Below are 18,628 nucleotides of genomic sequence, written 5' to 3'. Positions count from 1 at the left end.
ACAATCTTACAATGTTTTAAGATGCCAAAATTTTTATATACAAGCTTTATTTTTCTTTTCATTATTACTTTAGCGAAAGCTCAAGAAAAAGAAATCGATCCTCCTTATAATATTAAAACTGTCTCTTTTATCCAGAATGGCAGTAATGTTCCGCCAATTTTCGAATTAGGTTCTCCATTTACCTTTCAATTTGATGATTTATTTGGTAATGAAGCTAATTATTATTTTGAAGTTATTCATTGCGACTACAACTGGTTTCCGACAGACATTCCAAAAACAGATTATATTCTTGGCATGGACAATCAGAGAATTACCGATTTTTCGAATTCGTTCAACACACTTCAGGTGTATACACATTATAGACTTTCTTTTCCAAATCAGTTTACGCAATTATTAAAACTTTCTGGCAATTACATGCTGCGAATTTTTAATGAAGACAGAGAAGTCGTTTTCTCAAGAAAATTTATTTTGCATGAAAATCATTGTACAGTTGGTGTTCAAGTAAAAAGAACCCGTAACCTGAGTAATATTGATTACAAACAGAATCTTGATTTTGCCATCTTATCTAATGATATTGTTTTTCAAACCCCATTGCAAAATGTAAAAGTTCTTTTACTGCAAAACGGAAACTTTCATACCGAAATAAAAAATATTGTTCCCCAATACACAATAGGCAATCAGCTGGTTTATAAATATGACAAAGAAACCCAATTTTGGGGCGGAAATGAGTTTTTATATTTTGAAAACAAAGACATTCGAGCTGCCAGTAATAATGTTGCCAAAATAGGTTCAAACAATGATATTTACAATGCATTTTTATATACCAATGCAGCAAGAGGAAATCAGATTTACACCAATTATGAAGACGTAAATGGAAATTTTGTAGTTAAGAATATCAACGGTTCTAATAATGACATTGAAGCTGATTATGCTTGGGTTTATTTTACTCTTTCTGCTCCTGCTTTTAGAATGAACAAAGACATCTATATTACTGGAATGTTTAACAACTACAGTCTTTCGCCAGAATACAAAATGGATTATAATACAGACAAAGGAGTTTTTGAAAAAGCCATTATGATCAAACAAGGTTTTACTAATTTTCAATATACTGTTGCAGACAAAAAAGGAGTAATCGATTTTGAAAATGCTATTGACGGAAACTTTTATCAGACTGAAAACGAGTACACCATCTTAGTCTATTATAAAGAAGCAACAGATCGTTATCAGCGCGTTATTGGGAAAGGAAATGCAAACTCTATCAATATAGTCAATTAAAACAATGTTAAGGTTTTAGATTAAATGATTTTTTTTCGTAGCTTTGCCTTTATAACACTCACATATATACGGCGTTAGTATGGTTTCTCAAATTACACGAGGCATAAAAATATCTGTTTTGACTAGTTTTGAAGGTACATATTTCAAAAACTACAAGATTCATTTTGCTTTTAGCTACGTAGTTACCATCGAAAATCATAGTAAAGATTCTGTTCAATTAACTTCTCGCCACTGGGAAATTTTTGATTCTTTAAATGATCTAGAAGTTGTAGATGGCGAAGGCGTTATCGGTAAAAAACCAGTTTTAAAACCTGGTGAAAACCACACTTACAGTTCTGGCTGTTTATTATCGTCTCCTTATGGCGCAATGAAAGGTCATTTTAACATGATCAATTTTACTACTACAAAAACATTCAAAGTAATTGTTCCTACTTTTAGAATGTGTGCTCCTTTTGCATTAAATTAAGATATAGTCTACATCTATAGCTTTTATCGTTATCTTAATCATAAAATTGTCAATTTATTAATTTATCCTTTGTACTTTTGTGCAGCGTTAGATTATTCGTAACAAAACAAATCGTCTAACTTTAAATTGTCTAATTCACAAAATTTTAAATAACATGCTTAAAGGATTTTTTCATGTACCAAAAGCGGTAAACGAGCCTGTAAAAAGCTACGCACCAAATTCACCAGAAAAAGCGGCTGTTCAGGCTGCTTATACCACAATGTGGAATTCTCAAATTGACGTTCCTTTGTATATTGGAAACGAAGAAATTAGAACTGGAAATACAAGAAACATTACAGCACCTCATGATCACAAACACGTTGTTGGAAAATATCATTTAGCTGAAAAACAACATATCGAAAAAGCCATTGCAAATGCGCTTGAATCAAGAAAAGCATGGGCAAATTTAGCATGGGAACAGCGTGCTGCTATTTTCTTAAAAGCTGCTGAACTTATCGCAGGACCATACAGAGCTCGTATCAACGCTGCTACAATGATTGGTCAGTCTAAAAATATTCACCAAGCAGAAATTGATGCTTCTTGCGAATTAATCGACTTCTTACGTTACAATGTTGAGTTTATGACTCAAATCTACAACGATCAGCCAAAATCTGATTCTTCTGTTTGGAATCGTGTAGAGTACAGACCATTAGAAGGTTTTGTTTACGCTATTACTCCTTTCAACTTTACTGCAATCGCTGCAAACCTTCCTGCAAGTGCTGCAATGATGGGTAACGTTGTGGTTTGGAAACCAAGTGATAGCCAAGTATTTTCTACAAAAATCATTTTAGAAGTTTTCAAAGAAGCTGGAGTTCCAGATGGCGTTATCAACGTAGTTTTTGGAGACGCTTTAATGATCACAGATACTGTTTTAGCGAGCCGTGATTTTGCTGGTATTCACTTTACAGGATCAACTCATGTATTTAAAGATATTTGGGCTAAAATTGGAGCAAACATTCACAATTACAAAACATACCCAAGAATTGTTGGTGAAACTGGAGGTAAAGATTTTATCATTGCTCACCCAAGTGCAAATGTAAAACAAGTAGTTACAGGAATTACTCGTGGAGCTTTCGAATTCCAAGGGCAAAAATGTTCTGCAGCTTCTAGAGCTTATATTCCTCAAAGTTTATGGCCTGCTGTAAAAGAGCAATTAGTTGCTGATGTAAAATCTATGAAAATGGGTTCTCCAGAAGACTTCGGAAACTTCATTACAGCAGTAATCCACGAAGGTTCTTTTGACAAATTAGCTAGTTATATTGACCAAGCTAAAAAAGATGCTGATGCAGAAATCATCGTTGGAGGAAATTACGATAAATCTGTTGGATACTTTATTGAGCCAACGGTTATTGTAACTACAAATCCAAAATATACTACAATGGAAACTGAACTTTTTGGACCAGTTATCACGATTTATGTTTATGAAGATGCTAAATGGGAAGAAACTTTAGAACTAGTAGATACTACTTCTGAGTATGCTTTAACTGGAGCAGTTTTCAGCCAAGATCGTTATGCTATTGAAGTAGCTACAACTAAATTACAAAACGCTGCTGGTAACTTCTATATTAACGACAAACCAACTGGAGCTGTTGTAGGAATGCAACCTTTTGGTGGAGCAAGAGCATCTGGAACTAATGATAAAGCAGGTTCTGCATTAAACCTATTACGTTGGGCTTCTCCAAGAACTATTAAAGAAACTTTTGTAACTCCAGAAGATTACAGATACCCTTTCTTAGGATAATCTGATTTTAAAGAGTTAAATTATAAAAAGCAGGAATTTCAATTGAAATTCCTGCTTTTGCTTTTTACATGATTAAAATTTTGGAAAATAGTAACTTCTCCAAAACGTCTAGATTTTCACCCTACATTTCTTATTTGCAAGAACATTCTTTTGTAATACTTTTCTTATTTATTTAAAAATCAGCACTTTAAAAAACTTAAATACCTTATTTTGGTATTTTAAAAACTTTTTGTGTCGCTCAAAAAAAAACCATCCTCTTAAATTTGTTTCAATATTAGATAACATTAAAAGATATAACAAAATAAATAGTAAAGAATGAGAAACTTAAGCAATGTTCCACAAGTTATTATGGAATCAAAAAGTATAGGACATCCTATTAATTATAAGTGGACAAAAAAGAGAATAAACAAGCTTTTGGATTGCGTAGAAGGAAATATGGAACTTGAAAATACGTTAATGCAGATTAACCATAAAGGCTCTATTGGACTTACAGCAGCCTTACTAGAATGGATTTACTGGCGCTTTACTGGATATAGTCAAGCCACTCACGATACAAAAAAACGTATCGAAGCACTTTGGTGCTCTATCAATAATCGTGAACAGACAAATCCATTATTATTTGATACCGATTTTGAAATACCTGCAAATGGCCCAGTTGACGGCGTGCTTTGGATTGCTTTAATGAATGTTAGAATGATAGATGCCCGATATAGAAAAGGCTCTTATTTTTTACAAAATGACCTTGTTGGATTGGCTCTCTTAGTACGACATATTACGCCAAAAAAGAAAAATTTTGACAACTGGTTTAGCCAAACTATTAACAATTTGACAAATTCTCATCCTAACACCTATAAAACAGATGCATTGGATGAAAGTGATGAAGCTGTTTATGATTCTTCTAATGAACCTTTAATTTCTCGAGAATTTTTCTTTGATCCAGAATTTAAATATACTATCGAAGCATCAGAAAATGCAATTCACAATTTTATCGACAATTTAGATCTTAAAGCAAATACTTTTCTTAATTTTTCAAAGAAAGCCTCTTAATATTAATTCAAAAAACAAACCCGATTAGAAAACGCTAATCGGGTTTGTTTCTTTATTTAAGGTTTAAACTTTAAAGGAAGATGAACCACTTTTTTAGTTTCAAAAAATTCATCATCAAAAATTTCAGCCAAGTCATACAAAGTAGCATTTGGAAAATCTTTTAGTTCTTCAGCTAAATCACCGCCTTTTAAATACAGAATACCATTCTTTAATTTGTGTTTATGCTGCTTTTTAATCTTATCTTTTATCCAAGAGACAAAATCAGGCATATTGGTTACGGCGCGGCTCACAATAAAATCGAAGTCACCTTTTACTAATTCAGCACGTTTTTGTTCTGCTTTTACGTTCTTCAATTCTAATGCATCTACAACACCCTGAACTACTTTTATTTTTTTAGCGATAACATCAATCAAATAAAAACGAGTTTCAGGAAAAAGAATCGCTAACGGAATTCCAGGAAAACCTCCTCCCGTTCCAACATCCAGAACAGTTGCTCCGGGTTCAAATTTCATGATTTTAGCAATTCCTAAGGAATGTAAAATGTGTTTTGTATATAATGAATCAATGTCTTTGCGCGAAATAACATTAATTTTTTCGTTCCAATCGTGGTATAAAAAGTCTAATTTTTGAAATTGCTCGATTTGAAGATCGGTCAAATTGGGAAAATATTTCAATATCTCATCCATTGCTGTAAATTTTTAACAAAAGTACTACTTTACGATTGAAATATTTAACTCAATTTTGCAAATTGAGAATTTATAATAATTACCTTTGAAACCTATTTAAAACAATTATGAATAACACGGCTCCTACTTTTGCAAGGCAAGACAATCTGAAGTTTTTCAGAACACTTAACTCTCGGGTAAACAATTACTTCAAGGAGAACAACATCCAGAAAACTGGAAACTGGAAGCTACACTTAAAAGCTGTTATTCTATTTGCTGTTTTTCTAACACCCTATTTTTTAATTCTTACTCTCGATATGCCTTTTTGGTTAATGCTATTACTTTCTATTGTAATGGGTGTAGGAATGGCTGGTGTTGGAATGAACGTTATGCATGACGGAAATCATGGTTCTTATTCAAATAAAAGCTGGATCAACAAATTTATGGGCGGAACAATTTATGTTTTAGCTGGAAATGTTTACAACTGGCAAGTACAGCACAATGTATTGCACCACACTTATACTAATATTCCGGGACATGATGAAGATTTAGATGCCGGAAGAATTATTCGTTTTACAGAACATGCAGAATGGCATCGTTTCCACCGTTTTCAGCATTATTATTCTGTTTTCTTATACGGTTTATTAACTTTCAATTGGGCATTAACAACTGATTTTAAGCAAATGAGAAATTACCTGAAAAGAAAACTATCTTATGGTGAACCAAAAAGCCCGAAAATTTTGTGGACAACGCTTATTATCACTAAAATGATTTATGTGTCTATCTGGATTGTTTTACCAATTGTAATTGGAATTACTTGGTGGAAAGTTCTTCTTGGCTTTTTCGCAATGCACTATACAGCTGGATTAATCTTAAGCATTGTATTTCAATTAGCTCACGTAGTTGATCATACCACAAACCCAACTCCAAACGATTTAGGAGAAATGGATAATACTTGGGCAATTCACCAATTGTATACTACAACTAATTTTGCACCAAAAAATGCAATCGTAAACTGGTACACTGGCGGATTAAACCATCAGATCGAACATCATATTTTCCCAAATATCAGCCATATTCACTATGGTAAAATTGCAAAAATCGTAAAAGAAACAGCAAAAGAGTGCAACTTGCCTTATTACGAGTATAAGACAATGCGAAGTGCTGTTGTTGCTCACTTTAAGCATTTACGCGAATTGGGAATGAAACCAGAATTATCAGTCTAATAACTAAAAAAAAAAAATCTATTAATAATTAACCTTCCTTAACAGGCGCAGCAAATTAAGGACATTCAAAAATTTTATAATGAATCATATTCTTTCGGACAGAATCAACAATCTTGCGACTTCGCAGACATTAGCAATGGCCGCTTTGGCAAGAGAATTAAAAGCACAAGGAAAAGACATTATCAGCTTAAGTTTAGGTGAACCAGATTTCAACACACCAGACTTTATTAAAGAAGCAGTAATAAAAGCAGTAAACGAAAATTATAGCACTTATTCTCCAGTAGAAGGTTACCTTGAATTGAGAGAAGCAATTTGCAGAAAATTCAAAAGAGACAACGGATTAGATTATAAACCAACTCAAATTGTAGTTTCTACAGGTGCAAAACAATCTTTATACAACATTGCACAAGTAATGTTAAACGATGGTGACGAAGTTATTTTACCAGCACCTTACTGGGTTTCTTACTTCGAAATCGTAAAACTTTCTGGCGGAGTTCCTGTTGAAGTTCCAACTTCTGTTGAAACCGATTTCAAAATGACTCCAGAGCAATTAGAAGCAGCAATTACACCAAAAACAAAAATGATGTGGTTCTCTTCTCCTTGTAATCCTTCAGGTTCTGTTTATAGCAGAGAAGAATTAACAGCATTGGCAAAAGTTTTAGAAAAACACCCAAATATCTATGTAGTTTCAGACGAAATTTATGAGCACATCAATTTCTCAGGAACTTTCTGTAGCATCGGATCTATCCCTGGAATGTTAGATAGAACAATCACTGTAAACGGAGTTGCAAAAGCATTTGCAATGACAGGATACAGAATTGGTTATATTGGAGCACCTGAATTCATCGCAAAAGCGTGTACAAAAATTCAAGGACAAGTAACTTCTGGTGCAAATTCTGTAGCTCAACGCGCTACAATCACTGCAGTAGATGCTGATCCAAGCGTTTTAAACCACATGGTTGAAGCTTTCCACGGTCGCAGAGATTTAGTAGTTGGATTATTAAAAGAAATTCCAGGAGTAAAAATTAACGTTCCAGAAGGTGCATTTTATGTGTTCCCAGACGTTTCTTCTTTCTTCGGAAAAACATTAAAAGGACACGAAATTAAAGACGCAAACGATGTTTCGATGTATCTTTTAGCTGAGGCAAACGTTGCAACAGTAACTGGAGACGCGTTCGGAAATCCAAACTGTATTCGTTTCTCTTATGCAACGAGCAACGATATTTTAAAAGAAGCATTACGCAGAATCAAAGAAGCTTTGACTGCATAACAATATTCTAAGTTTTATTAAAAACGGCTTAAGGTTCAAAAGTTTCATCACTTTTATACTTTAAGCTGTTTTTTTTATGAGTTTTTTTTGGGCGTGTCCCTTCGGGTCGGGCTATCCGTTACAAGTCCTCGCACTTCCTTCGTCAGGCTGCGGGCTTTCCACTTCTATCCCTCACGCAAACAGCATACAAGAAATATCATTTTCAAAACTAAATTTTTGAGCATTTAAAATTGGTGAAATTCGTGGCGAACAAAAAAACAGTTTCAAAATTCCCATTCTACAATATTATAAAACCTCAAATGTAATCCTGTAAAACATAACTCTTTATAAATCGTCAACTTTGTAATGTATTAATTTAAAAGCTATAATCATGATACATACAGATGAAACTACACAGGAAACCGTTAAAACTTTAGAAGGATTAATTTCAATTCTTGAGGATGGAAAACTAGGATATACAGATGCTGCAGAACATGTAGAAAATCCAGCAATGAAAACTGATTTCTTGGAATATGCCCGCGAAAGAGCCTTATTTATTGTAGAACTACAGGACCAAATCAATAAACTGGGAAAATCAACACACAATTCAGGTGGAGGCCCACTTGGAGCTTTACACCGCGTATGGATCGATATTAAATCTGCATTTACAGGAGGTGGCACCGAAGCCATTATAAATGCTTGTATTACAGGTGAAGAAGCTGCAATTGAAAAATACAAAAAAGCACTCGAAGAAAATAATTTAGAACACGATCAGATTTACATTGTTTCTAAACAATTAAATAGCATTCAAAATACTTTATCGCAAATTAAAATGAAAGCAAGCTAAACGATTCATGCTTTTTTTTGAAAACTGCTCAGTCTTCGGATTGGGCGGTTTTTTTTTATATAAATAGAAAACAAATCTTACATTAGCGTTACAATCAATCCCTAACTTAAAAATCTTATTTCTTTTAATTTAAAGAAAAACAAATCTTAATGACTGTAAAAAATTTAGCAATTGTATTTTTATTTATAACTCAAATCTCTTTTAGTCAAAATAATTCTATTGATAACCCTCCTAAGAAAACTTGGAAAATATTAATTAAAAATGATAAATCTGCAGAGGAAAATTTTACATTGGTTGGAAGAACAATCTTGGAAAATGATTTTCAAATTGAGAAAAAAGACAATGACTTTTTATCAATACAAACATCTCCAAAAAACTTAGAAAAACTAAATGCTATTTATTACTTAAATTTTGTGATTAAAGACAGCTTAATAATTTTAACTGGAATGTCAAAATTGAATATTTCAATAAATTTGGGAGGAATTACCTCTGAAAGTTCATATGAAAAAATAATTAATAGAGGAATGAGAGGTTCAGTATTTAAAGAATCTTTTAATGAAATGTTGAAATTCTCAACACTTTTTCCTAAATCTGAATATGAATTTGTTATTGAATAAAAACAACGAACTTTTCTTTAAGCATTCCATATTAAGTTAACAATTTCAAAAAAATCGCTTCATCACTAGCAAACTCGAATAATTTATTAGACCTTTGCACACTTTTTTTCGGGAATACCACAAAAGTCTAAAGTTTTAGAAATGAAGAAGAAAATCGAAATATTAGCTCCTGCTAGAGATTTAATTGGAGGAATCGCAGCCATAAATAGTGGTGCCGATGCTGTATATATTGGTGCGCCGCAATTTGGTGCACGTTCTAACGCCAACAACTCTATTGAAGATGTTGCTGAACTAGTCAAATACGCCCACTTATTTAACGCACAGGTTTTTGTGGTAATGAATACCATTTTGTACGACAACGAATTAGAAACGTGTCGTGCCATGATTTGGGAATTATACGATATTGGTGTTGATGCCTTGATTATTCAAGATATGGCGATTATGGAAATGGACTTGCCTCCTATCGTACTTCACGCCAGCACACAAGCCAATAATCGTGATGCAGATAAAATTAAATTTCTTAAAGATGCAGGAATCAAACGTGTTGTTTTAGCACGTGAATTAAACCTGCATCAAATTAAAACAATATACGACCACGCTGATGTTGAACTAGAGTTTTTCGTAACTGGAGCTTTATGTGTTTCTTTTAGTGGAAACTGCTATATGAGTGTGGCTAACGGAGAAAGAAGTGCAAACCGTGGTTCTTGCGCTCAAAACTGTCGTTTACCTTACAACTTAATCGACGGAAACGGAGATACTTTGATTAGAAACAGTCACTTGCTTTCGATAAAAGATTTAGATGTTTCAGATCAGATTCCGAATTTAATTGAAGCTGGAATTGTTTCTTTCAAAATTGAAGGAAGATTAAAAGACGTTGCTTATGTTAAAAACAACGTATCTTATTTGCGTCAAAAATTAGACAGTTATCTTGAAGGAAGTGACAAATACATCAAAGCTTCTTCTGGAAAATGTACGTATACTTTTGATTCTACATTGAGCAGAACTTTCAACCGTGGCTATACCGATTATTTCGTAAACGAAAGACACAGCTCAATTGGTTCTTGGGAAAGTCCAAAATCAAAAGGACAATATATTGGTAAATTAATTAGAACTGTTGGAAACGCTTACGAAATTGAAAACGGGGAATTATTAAACAACGGTGACGGACTTTGTTTCATCAACGAAAATAATGAAGCTGACGGAATCTACGTAAACAAAGCCGAAAATGGAAAAGTATATCCAAACGTTTTAAAAGAAATCAAAGACGGTACTTTCATTTATAGAAACAACGATGCGGCTTTCATTAAAATTGTTGAAAGAGAAGACAGTGCAATCCGTAAAATCGGAACTACTTTATTACTTACCGAAAACGAAAACGGTTTTGAATTAATCGCAACCGATGAAGACGGAAACGTAAGTACAGTAAAATTAGATCATCCAAAAGAACAAACGAAAACTGGCGAATCAATCGAAGAAAACATCAAAGTTCAATTGGCTAAAACAGGTTTTACACCTTACAGCGCCGATGAAATCAATGTAATGTTCACCGAAAACTGGTTCCTTCCTATTTCAAAAATCAATGAAATGAGAAGAAATGTTTTCGATCAGTTATCAGAAATTCGTTTGGCAAATTACGTTCGCGAAGAACACCAATTGGTTAAAACTTCACATCCGTATCCTGAAACCAAATTGGATTTTATGTACAACGTTTCGAACAAAACAGCTCGTAAATTCTACGAACGTCACGGTGTTACCGAAATCGAAAAAGCATTCGAATTACAATGGGATCCAGGAAAATCTCGTGTAATGACAACCAAATATTGCATCAAATACGAATTGAAAAAATGTCCGATACACCAAAAAGACATTGTAGGTGTTAAAGTAAAAGAACCATTGGTTTTAAAACAGGGAGAATTGGAATACAAACTAAAATTCAACTGCAAACCCTGCGAAATGGAAATCTGGGAAAAAGATGCTGAATTTGAGATTGAAGAAGATCATTTTCATTAAAAAAGTTTAACCGCAACGTTTTTTAACCGCAAAGAACGCAAAGGAATACGCAAGGTTCGCAAAGATTTTAAAACAATCTTTGCGAACCTTTTTCTTTTATATAAAAATACAACCTTGCGTTCTTTGAGTAATTCCTTGTGAACTTTGCGGTTAAATAATATATTATTTCCAAAATCTTGTCATTTCGAGGAACGAGAAATCTTCGCAAGTAACTCCGTTCCAATAAGCCAATCTTTGTAGAGCTTCTCGTGGAGATTTCTCGTTCATCGAAATGACAAACTATATGGCTACCTAATCCAATAATTAAATTAAAATCTGCTGAATCTCCAAAATCTGCGTGAGAAATTCTTTGCGAGCTTTTTTTAACTTAAAAACAAAAACGTAGCACTCTTTGCGTAATTCTTTGCGAACTTTGCGGTTAAAAAAAGCTTTTTCCCTACTTTTACTACTCAAACAATACACTACTCCAAAATGAAAATACTACTCCTAGGTTCAGGCGAATTAGGCAAAGAATTTGTCATTGCAGCACAACGAATTGGACAAACCATAATTGCAGTTGACAGTTACGAAAACGCACCAGCCATGCAGGTTGCGCACGGATTTGAAGTCATCAACATGCTTGACGGCGAGGCCCTTGACCGAATCGTAGCCAAACACCAACCCGATTTTATAGTTCCTGAAATAGAAGCCATTCGTACCGAACGTTTTTACGATTACGAAAAGCAAGGAATCACAGTTGTTCCTTCAGCGAAAGCGGCAAACTTTACCATGAATCGTAAAGCCATTCGTGATTTAGCAGCAAAAGAACTTGGTTTGAGAACAGCGAAATATGAATACGCAACTTCAGCGGAAGAACTACAAAAAGCCGTTCAGGAAGTTGGAATTCCTTGTGTTGTAAAACCTTTAATGTCTTCGTCTGGAAAAGGGCAATCGACTATTAAAACAGAAAGCGATATCGAAAAAGCTTGGCAATATGCTGTTGCAGGTTCGCGTGGCGATGTTATTGAAGTTATTGTAGAGGCTTTTGTAAATTTTGATTCAGAAATTACGCTTTTAACGATTACTCAAAATAATAACCCGACTTTATTCTGCGCTCCAATTGGTCATAGACAAGAAAGAGGTGATTATCAGGAAAGCTGGCAACCCGCTTTAGTTTCAGAAAAAGATTTGTATGAAGCTCAGGATATGGCTGAAAAAATTACGGAAGCGCTTGGCGGTGCCGGACTTTTTGGCGTTGAATTTTTCTTAACCAAAGAAGGCGTTTATTTCTCTGAACTTTCTCCGCGTCCGCATGATACAGGAATGGTAACTTTGGCCGGAACTCAGAATTTTAATGAATTTGAATTGCATTTAAGAGCGATTTTAAGTCTTCCTATTTTCGAAATTACTTTAGAAAAAGCTGGAGCAAGCGCTGTAATTTTAGCATCAGAAGATTCAACGAATCCAACTTTTACCGGAATTGAAAAAGTAGCCGCTTTACCTAAAACCGATTTCAGAATTTTCGGAAAACCAACTTCTAGACCTTACCGAAGAATGGGAGTTGTTTTAAGCCACGATTCACTTTCAACTCCAATTAACGAAGTAACTGAACGCGCAAAAGAAACAGCGAAATTAATAACTGTAAATTCTTAACTATGAAAAATATATTATTAGCGACTTTCCTTTTTATTGGAATCGTAATGCAGGCACAGGACAAGAAGAAATTTAACAAACCAACAGTTGTTGAGGCTTCATGCGGAGAATGTCAATTCGGAATGAAAGGCAAAAGCTGTGATTTAGCAGTTCGTATTGATGGAAAATCTTATTTCGTTGACGGAACGACAATTCATGATCATGGAGACGCTCACGCTGAAAAAGGGTTTTGTAATGCAATAAGCAAAGCTTTAGTTACAGGAGAAATTAAAGGAGACAGATTCAAAGCGACTTCATTTACTTTAATCGACGATAAAAAATAATGGCATTAATTCTCGAAAATATTGCCAAACACGTTTCTCTGACACCAGAAGAACAGGCACTTTTTTTATCCAAACTAGAAACCAAAACTTATAAAGCCAAAACTGTTTTATTAAATGCTGGCGAAGTCTGCAAACATTCCTATTTCGTAAATTCAGGTATTTTAAGAAGTTTCAACATCAACGATAATATTGTAGAACACGTACTTTCTTTTGCCTGCGAAGGCTGGTGGATGAGTGACATGTACAGTTATTTTTCGCAGAAACCCGGACAGCTTTTCATAGAAGTTTTAGAAGAAGCTGAAGTTGTTTCTTTATCTAAAGAAAATCAGGAACAATTGTATCTTGAAATTCCAAAACTGGAACGCTTTTTCAGGATTTTAATTGAAAACTCTTTAGTTGCGAATCAACAGCGATTAATGGATAATTTGAGTTTACCTGCAGAAGAACGTTTCGACAAATTCACTAAGAAATATGGAACATTGGTTCACAAAGTTCCTCAAAAACAAATCGCTTCTTTCATTGGTGTAACACCCGAATTCTTCAGCAAAATGAAAGCTAGGCTTTTGAAGAAATAAAAGGTTTAGCCACAGATTTCACAGATTAAAAGGATTAAAAAAATGTTGCCACGAATTACACAAATTTTCACAAATTAAATTGAAATGAAATTCGTGAAAATTTGTGTAATTCGTGGCGAAAAAAAATCCCTTTAATCTGTGCAATCTGTGGCTATAAAAAAGCCAGTTCATTGAACTGGCTTTTCTTTTGAATTAAAATTGCTCAACCTCTGTAGAATGTTCCATTGCGGTTATTGCTGATTTTCCTAACATTACCGTATTTTGAACGGCATCAAAATAAGAAGTCCCTACAAAAGCTTGATGTTTTACAGCTCTGAATCCGTTTTTTTGTAATGCGAATTCACGTTCCTGAAGTTCAGAATATCCAGCCATTCCGCGTTCTTTATACGCTCTTGACAATTCAAACATACTAGTGTTCAAAGCATGGAATCCTGCCAAAGTAATAAACTGGAATTTATAACCCATTGCAGCCAAATCTTCTCTAAATGTTTCCATTTCAGCAACCGTTAATTTTGCTGCCCAGTTAAAAGAAGGCGAACAATTGTAAGCCAGCATTTTGTCTGGAAATTCTTTTTTCATTGCTGTTGCAAACTTTCTCGCAAATTCCAAATCCGGATTACTGGTTTCCATCCAGATTAAATCGGCGTAAGGTGCGTAGCTCAAGCCTCTTGCAATTCCTTGCTCGATTCCGTTTTTTACATAGAAGAAACCTTCTGCCGTTTTTTCTCCGGTTAAAAATTTCCTGTCTCTTGGGTCTGCGTCGCTCGTTAATAAATTTGCTGCTTCTGCATCTGTTCTCGCAACAATCAAAGTTGAAACGCCCATAACATCTGAAGCCAGACGTGCTGCAATTAGCTTGTTAATAGCTTCCTGAGTTGGCACCAGAACTTTTCCGCCCAGATGTCCGCACTTTTTAGCAGAACTCAATTGGTCTTCAAAATGCACTCCAGAAGCTCCGGCTTCAATCATGGATTTCATTAATTCGAAAGCATTTAGGTTTCCACCAAAACCAGCTTCTGCATCAGCCACAATTGGAACTAAATAATCTTTTCTATCTTCAATATTATTTACAGTCTGAATCTGATCAGCTCGCAATAAAGCGTTATTGATCTTTTTTACCACCATCGGAACGCTGTTTACTGGATAAAGCGATTGGTCAGGATACATTTCTCCCGCCAGGTTTGCATCAGCAGCAACCTGCCATCCGCTTAAGTAAATTGCTTCTAAACCCGCATCAACTTCCTGAATCGCCTGATTTCCAGTTAACGCTCCCAAACCCGCAACATAATCCTGACTTTTTAACTTTCTCCATAATTTCTCTGCACCCATTTTGGCAATAGAATGCTCAATTTTATAAGACCCCTGAAGTGTTACTACTTCACTCGCAGTATAAGGACGCTCAACTCCTTTCCATCTCGGGTTCGTAATCCAATCGTTAATCAATTCCTGAATTCTGTCTTCTGTTGTTTTCATAATATAGTTTAGTTAAAGTGGTTCGTTTTTTAGTGTTCAGTCACAGTTTTAAGTGTTCAGTTTAACCAGACTGATCTTTTCTCTCATTTTATCTGCTAAATCTGCGAGAAAAACTTATTCGCTCGCAGATCTGGCAGATTGAGCAGATTTTAAAAGTTTATAGATATTTGTAACACGGTATCGTCAAGAAATCCACAAAGTGCAGGTTTACTACTAATCTTTCCAGCATTTTTTCTGCTAATGGAAATTGTTGTTTTTCATAATTTTCTTCTCCTAGTTCTTCCTTGATTTTTCTGAATTCATCTAAAGCCAATTCATGATAATAAGCCAAATCTAATTTTCGTCCATTATCCAAAATCACTTTATTCTGAAGCCATTGCCACAATTGTGATCTCGAAATTTCTGCCGTTGCAGCATCTTCCATCAAATTATGCAATGCAGCTGCGCCTTGTCCATTTAGCCATGAAGCCAGATATAGAACTCCAACATTGATATTTTTTCGAACACCGTTTTCGGTTATCAGTCCAATTGGCGGTTCAATCAAATCAGCTTCTGTAATTTTTCGATGTTCCCTTTTAATGTGAATCTGATTTGGAGTTGGCATTCCTTTATCAAAAATTTCTTTAGCCAGCGAAACTAAATCTGGATGCGCAACCCAAGTTCCATCATGACCATTTCGAACTTCACGTTCTTTATCCGTTTTTACTTTCGCGAAAGCGACAGCATTGGCTTCTTCATTATTTCGAATCGGAATCTGTGCTGCCATTCCGCCAATCGCATGAATCCCTCTTTTATGACATCTTTGAATTACCAGATTTGAATAGGCATTCATAAAAGGCGAAGTCATAGTTACCTGATCACGATCTGGAACAATGAATTTTGGATTTTTTCTAAACTTTTTAATGTATGAGAAAATATAATCCCAGCGTCCGCAATTCAAACCAACGATATGCTCTTTCAATTCGTAAATAATTTCATCTAGCTGAAAACTTGCCGTTATGGTTTCAATTAAAACTGTCACTTTTATTGTTCCTTTGTTCAGTTTCAAATAATCCTCCGTAAAATCGATTGCGTTATTCCACCAACGCGCTTCGAGATAATGTTCCAATTTCGGAATGTAGAAATACGGCCCAGAATTGTTTTCTAAAAGTCGTTTATGATTATGAAAAACATACAATCCAAAATCTATCAAAGACCCCGAAACTTCATTTCCTTCAACTAAAACATGTTTTTCTGGCAAATGCAAACCTCTCGGACGTACAATTAGCGTTGCGATTTTTTCATTTAAATGATATGATTTCTGTTTCACCAAATCAGTATACGTAATTGTTTTGTTTACCGCATCGATTAAATTTACTTGACCGTCCATCAGGTTTTGCCAAGTTGGCGAAGTGCTATCTTCAAAATCGGCCATAAATGTTTTCGCTCCTGAATTCAAAGCATTGATGATCATTTTGCGATCAACTGGTCCAGTAATTTCTACTCTTCGATCCAGTAAATCTTTCGGAATTTCTCCAGCTTTCCAATTACCTTCTCTGATGCTTTTGGTTTCCGGAATAAAAACCGGCATAATCCCCTGATCAAAAGTGACTTGTTTCTGTTCACGCTGTAAAAGCAATAGTTTTCGCTGTGATTCGAATTTTCTATGCAATTCAGTTATAAAAACAATTGCTTCTTCTGTCCAGATCTTTGGATAACGAAGCTTCTTTTCGGCTAAAAATTCCATTGCCGTTTCGGTAATTTCTAATTGGTTTTTCATAGCTGTGGTTTTTAATTTCATTACCAGCAATTGAATCGTTTATATGTTTTTCAAAACACAAATACATAACAAACTGATAATTAATATTTTCTACACCACAATATTAGAAAAAAGTTTTTTACAAAACAAGCGAACGTTCGCTAAAAATGAAAAATAATTTTTTGGCGTTTATTTTTAGAATACCTATATTTGGTTCATGGATATCGAAAAAGACTATATAAAACTGATCTTCGGATTAAAATTGAAGCAAGTCAGAACGCAAAAAAATCTGTCTCTTTTTGGCTTGGCTAAATTGACAAATCTTTCAAAATCGTATTTAAACGAGATTGAAAAGGGAAAAAAATATCCAAAAACAGATAAAATTTTATTGCTCTGCGAACATTTGGACGTGACTTATGACCAAATGGTGTCTTTAAAACTCGATAATAACCTCGCTCCTATTGGCGAAATTTTAAAATCTGGAATTTTAAAAGAGATTCCATTAGAGCTTTTTGGCATTCAAGAAGCCGATTTAATTGATATTATTGCCAATGCTCCGGCAAAAGTCAATGCTTTTATTAGTACGATTATCGAAATTGCACAGCATTATAATTTAAGCCGTGAAAGTTTCTTTTTAGCAGCTTTACGTTCATATCAGGAAGCGCACAGCAATTATTTTGAAGATTTAGAAGAGAAGGTAATTGCGTTTTCGAAGTCGTTTCAGATTAATCTGGATTCTAAAATTACTGTTGAAGAATCAGAAGCGATTCTGAAAGAAGAATACGAATACAACATAAAGGAAATTGCATTCGCAGATCAGGAAGCTTTAGACGATTTGCGTTCGATTTATGTTCCGAAAAGCAAAACTTTATTGCTTTCAACAGAACTTGATGCTCCGCAGAAAGCGTTTATTTTAGCTAAAGAAATTGCCTATAATTACATGAAGATTTCTGACCGTTTGCTAACATTCAGCTGGATTAAGTTTGAAAATTTCGACCAGGTTTTAAATAATTTTTACGCTTCTTACTTTGCTGGCGCTTTATTATTGCCAAGAAAATTAGTTGTAGATAAAATCAATTCTTTTTTGGAAAATGAAAATCCGAAACCAGAAGAATTTGTTTCTTTAATAGAAAGTTTTGAAGTCTCGCCAGAATCATTTTATCAGCGATTAACGAATTTATTACCGAAAGATTTTCAGTTGAAAAACCTTTTCTTCTTAAGATTATCACACAAAATAGGCTCCGACTTTTATCAGATAAATAAAGAATTACATATTACACATCAGCAAGAACCGCACGCCAACGAAACCAACGAACATTATTGCAGAAGATGGGTTTCGGTAAAAACGATTGATGAAGCAATCAAACAAAATAAATCTCATTTTTTTGATGCCCAGATTTCGAGCTATGCGAATAGTGGAAATGAATATTTGGTTTTTTCTTCGGCTACAAAAGATCCTTTTGCCGAGAATTTTATTCGAAGTATTTCTGTTGGAATTTTGATTAATCCAACAATGAAAAAGAAATTCAAGGTCATTGACGGAAAACCTTTGGTGAAACGAATTGTTGGTGTAACTTGCGAAACCTGTGCTGTTCAGGATTGTCTAGAAAGAGCAGCTCCGCCAATTGTTTTAGAAAGAAAAAAACGCCATGAGAATACCGATGCTGTTGTACAGCAATTTATGAATCAATATAGTTAGAATGCC

16 protein-coding genes are annotated in these 18,628 nt (G+C 34.4%); 13 read left to right on the top strand and 3 right to left on the bottom strand.

The features are described from left to right. Positions 1 to 21 precede the first annotated feature (21 nt). The 4 genes from OZP10_RS12725 (at position 22) to OZP10_RS12710 (ending at position 4,568) form a co-directional block, all read left to right on the top strand. Positions 22 to 1,275 carry a type IX secretion system plug protein gene (locus OZP10_RS12725; protein ID WP_281631230.1) on the top strand — a complete coding sequence of 418 codons (1,254 nt, stop codon included), beginning with the start codon at positions 22 to 24 and terminating at the stop codon, positions 1,273 to 1,275. 79 nt (positions 1,276 to 1,354) lie between these two features. Further along, positions 1,355 to 1,741 (top strand): Co2+/Mg2+ efflux protein ApaG, encoded by a 387-nt coding sequence (apaG, locus tag OZP10_RS12720; RefSeq protein ID WP_008467225.1) that lies wholly within the window; start codon positions 1,355 to 1,357, stop codon positions 1,739 to 1,741. Positions 1,742 to 1,895: 154 nt separating this feature from the next. Further along, the gene (gene pruA, locus OZP10_RS12715; RefSeq protein ID WP_177210848.1) at positions 1,896 to 3,521 is read left to right on the top strand and encodes an L-glutamate gamma-semialdehyde dehydrogenase; all 1,626 of its coding nucleotides are present in this window, start codon (positions 1,896 to 1,898) and stop codon (positions 3,519 to 3,521) included. 315 nt (positions 3,522 to 3,836) lie between these two features. Beyond that, positions 3,837 to 4,568 (top strand): hypothetical protein, encoded by a 732-nt coding sequence (locus tag OZP10_RS12710; protein ID WP_281631229.1) that lies wholly within the window; start codon positions 3,837 to 3,839, stop codon positions 4,566 to 4,568. A 56-nt stretch (positions 4,569 to 4,624) separates the two neighbouring features. On the opposite strand, the gene rsmG is transcribed toward OZP10_RS12710, so the two are convergent. Next, a complete protein-coding gene (rsmG, locus tag OZP10_RS12705) occupies positions 4,625 to 5,254 on the bottom strand; it encodes a 16S rRNA (guanine(527)-N(7))-methyltransferase RsmG (protein WP_177210850.1) in 630 nt (209 codons plus the stop codon). A 107-nt stretch (positions 5,255 to 5,361) separates the two neighbouring features. On the opposite strand from rsmG, the gene OZP10_RS12700 reads away from it, so the two are divergent. The 8 genes from OZP10_RS12700 (at position 5,362) to OZP10_RS12665 (ending at position 13,712) form a co-directional block, all read left to right on the top strand. After that, on the top strand, positions 5,362 to 6,459 hold the full coding sequence (locus OZP10_RS12700) for a fatty acid desaturase family protein (protein ID WP_281631228.1): 1,098 nt from the start codon (positions 5,362 to 5,364) through the stop codon (positions 6,457 to 6,459). 79 nt (positions 6,460 to 6,538) lie between these two features. Beyond that, positions 6,539 to 7,729, top strand: a complete 1,191-nt coding sequence (locus OZP10_RS12695) for a pyridoxal phosphate-dependent aminotransferase (RefSeq protein ID WP_177210852.1) — start codon at positions 6,539 to 6,541, stop codon at positions 7,727 to 7,729. A 370-nt stretch (positions 7,730 to 8,099) separates the two neighbouring features. Next, the gene (locus tag OZP10_RS12690) at positions 8,100 to 8,555 is read left to right on the top strand and encodes a ferritin-like domain-containing protein (protein ID WP_281631227.1); all 456 of its coding nucleotides are present in this window, start codon (positions 8,100 to 8,102) and stop codon (positions 8,553 to 8,555) included. 149 nt (positions 8,556 to 8,704) lie between these two features. After that, positions 8,705 to 9,172, top strand: coding sequence for a hypothetical protein (locus OZP10_RS12685; RefSeq protein ID WP_281631226.1), 468 nt, complete (start codon positions 8,705 to 8,707; stop codon positions 9,170 to 9,172). Positions 9,173 to 9,313: 141 nt separating this feature from the next. Next, positions 9,314 to 11,182, top strand: coding sequence for a peptidase U32 family protein (locus tag OZP10_RS12680; protein ID WP_281631225.1), 1,869 nt, complete (start codon positions 9,314 to 9,316; stop codon positions 11,180 to 11,182). A 471-nt stretch (positions 11,183 to 11,653) separates the two neighbouring features. Continuing rightward, positions 11,654 to 12,814, top strand: a complete 1,161-nt coding sequence (gene purT, locus OZP10_RS12675) for a formate-dependent phosphoribosylglycinamide formyltransferase (protein ID WP_281631224.1) — start codon at positions 11,654 to 11,656, stop codon at positions 12,812 to 12,814. 2 nt (positions 12,815 to 12,816) lie between these two features. Then, a complete protein-coding gene (locus OZP10_RS12670) occupies positions 12,817 to 13,137 on the top strand; it encodes a DUF6370 family protein (protein WP_281631223.1) in 321 nt (106 codons plus the stop codon). Beyond that, complete coding sequence (locus OZP10_RS12665; RefSeq protein ID WP_281631222.1) at positions 13,137 to 13,712, top strand: Crp/Fnr family transcriptional regulator; 576 nt, start codon at positions 13,137 to 13,139, stop codon at positions 13,710 to 13,712. Before OZP10_RS12670 ends, OZP10_RS12665 begins: the two co-directional genes overlap by 1 nt. 192 nt (positions 13,713 to 13,904) lie before the next feature. On the opposite strand, the gene aceA is transcribed toward OZP10_RS12665, so the two are convergent. Both aceA and aceB read right to left on the bottom strand, forming a co-directional pair. Continuing rightward, a complete protein-coding gene (aceA, locus tag OZP10_RS12660; protein ID WP_281631221.1) occupies positions 13,905 to 15,185 on the bottom strand; it encodes an isocitrate lyase in 1,281 nt (426 codons plus the stop codon). A 157-nt stretch (positions 15,186 to 15,342) separates the two neighbouring features. Then, positions 15,343 to 16,944, bottom strand: coding sequence for a malate synthase A (gene aceB / locus OZP10_RS12655; protein ID WP_281631220.1), 1,602 nt, complete (start codon positions 16,942 to 16,944; stop codon positions 15,343 to 15,345). A 196-nt stretch (positions 16,945 to 17,140) separates the two neighbouring features. On the opposite strand from aceB, the gene OZP10_RS12650 reads away from it, so the two are divergent. After that, positions 17,141 to 18,622 (top strand): helix-turn-helix domain-containing protein, encoded by a 1,482-nt coding sequence (locus tag OZP10_RS12650; RefSeq protein ID WP_281631219.1) that lies wholly within the window; start codon positions 17,141 to 17,143, stop codon positions 18,620 to 18,622. The last annotated feature ends 6 nt before the right edge of the window (positions 18,623 to 18,628 follow it).

Source organism: Flavobacterium luteolum, assembly GCF_027111275.1.
Lineage (GTDB): Bacteria > Bacteroidota > Bacteroidia > Flavobacteriales > Flavobacteriaceae > Flavobacterium > Flavobacterium luteolum.
The sequence above is the reverse complement of the archived record's forward strand: the minus strand, read 5'-3'. Positions and strand labels throughout refer to the sequence as shown.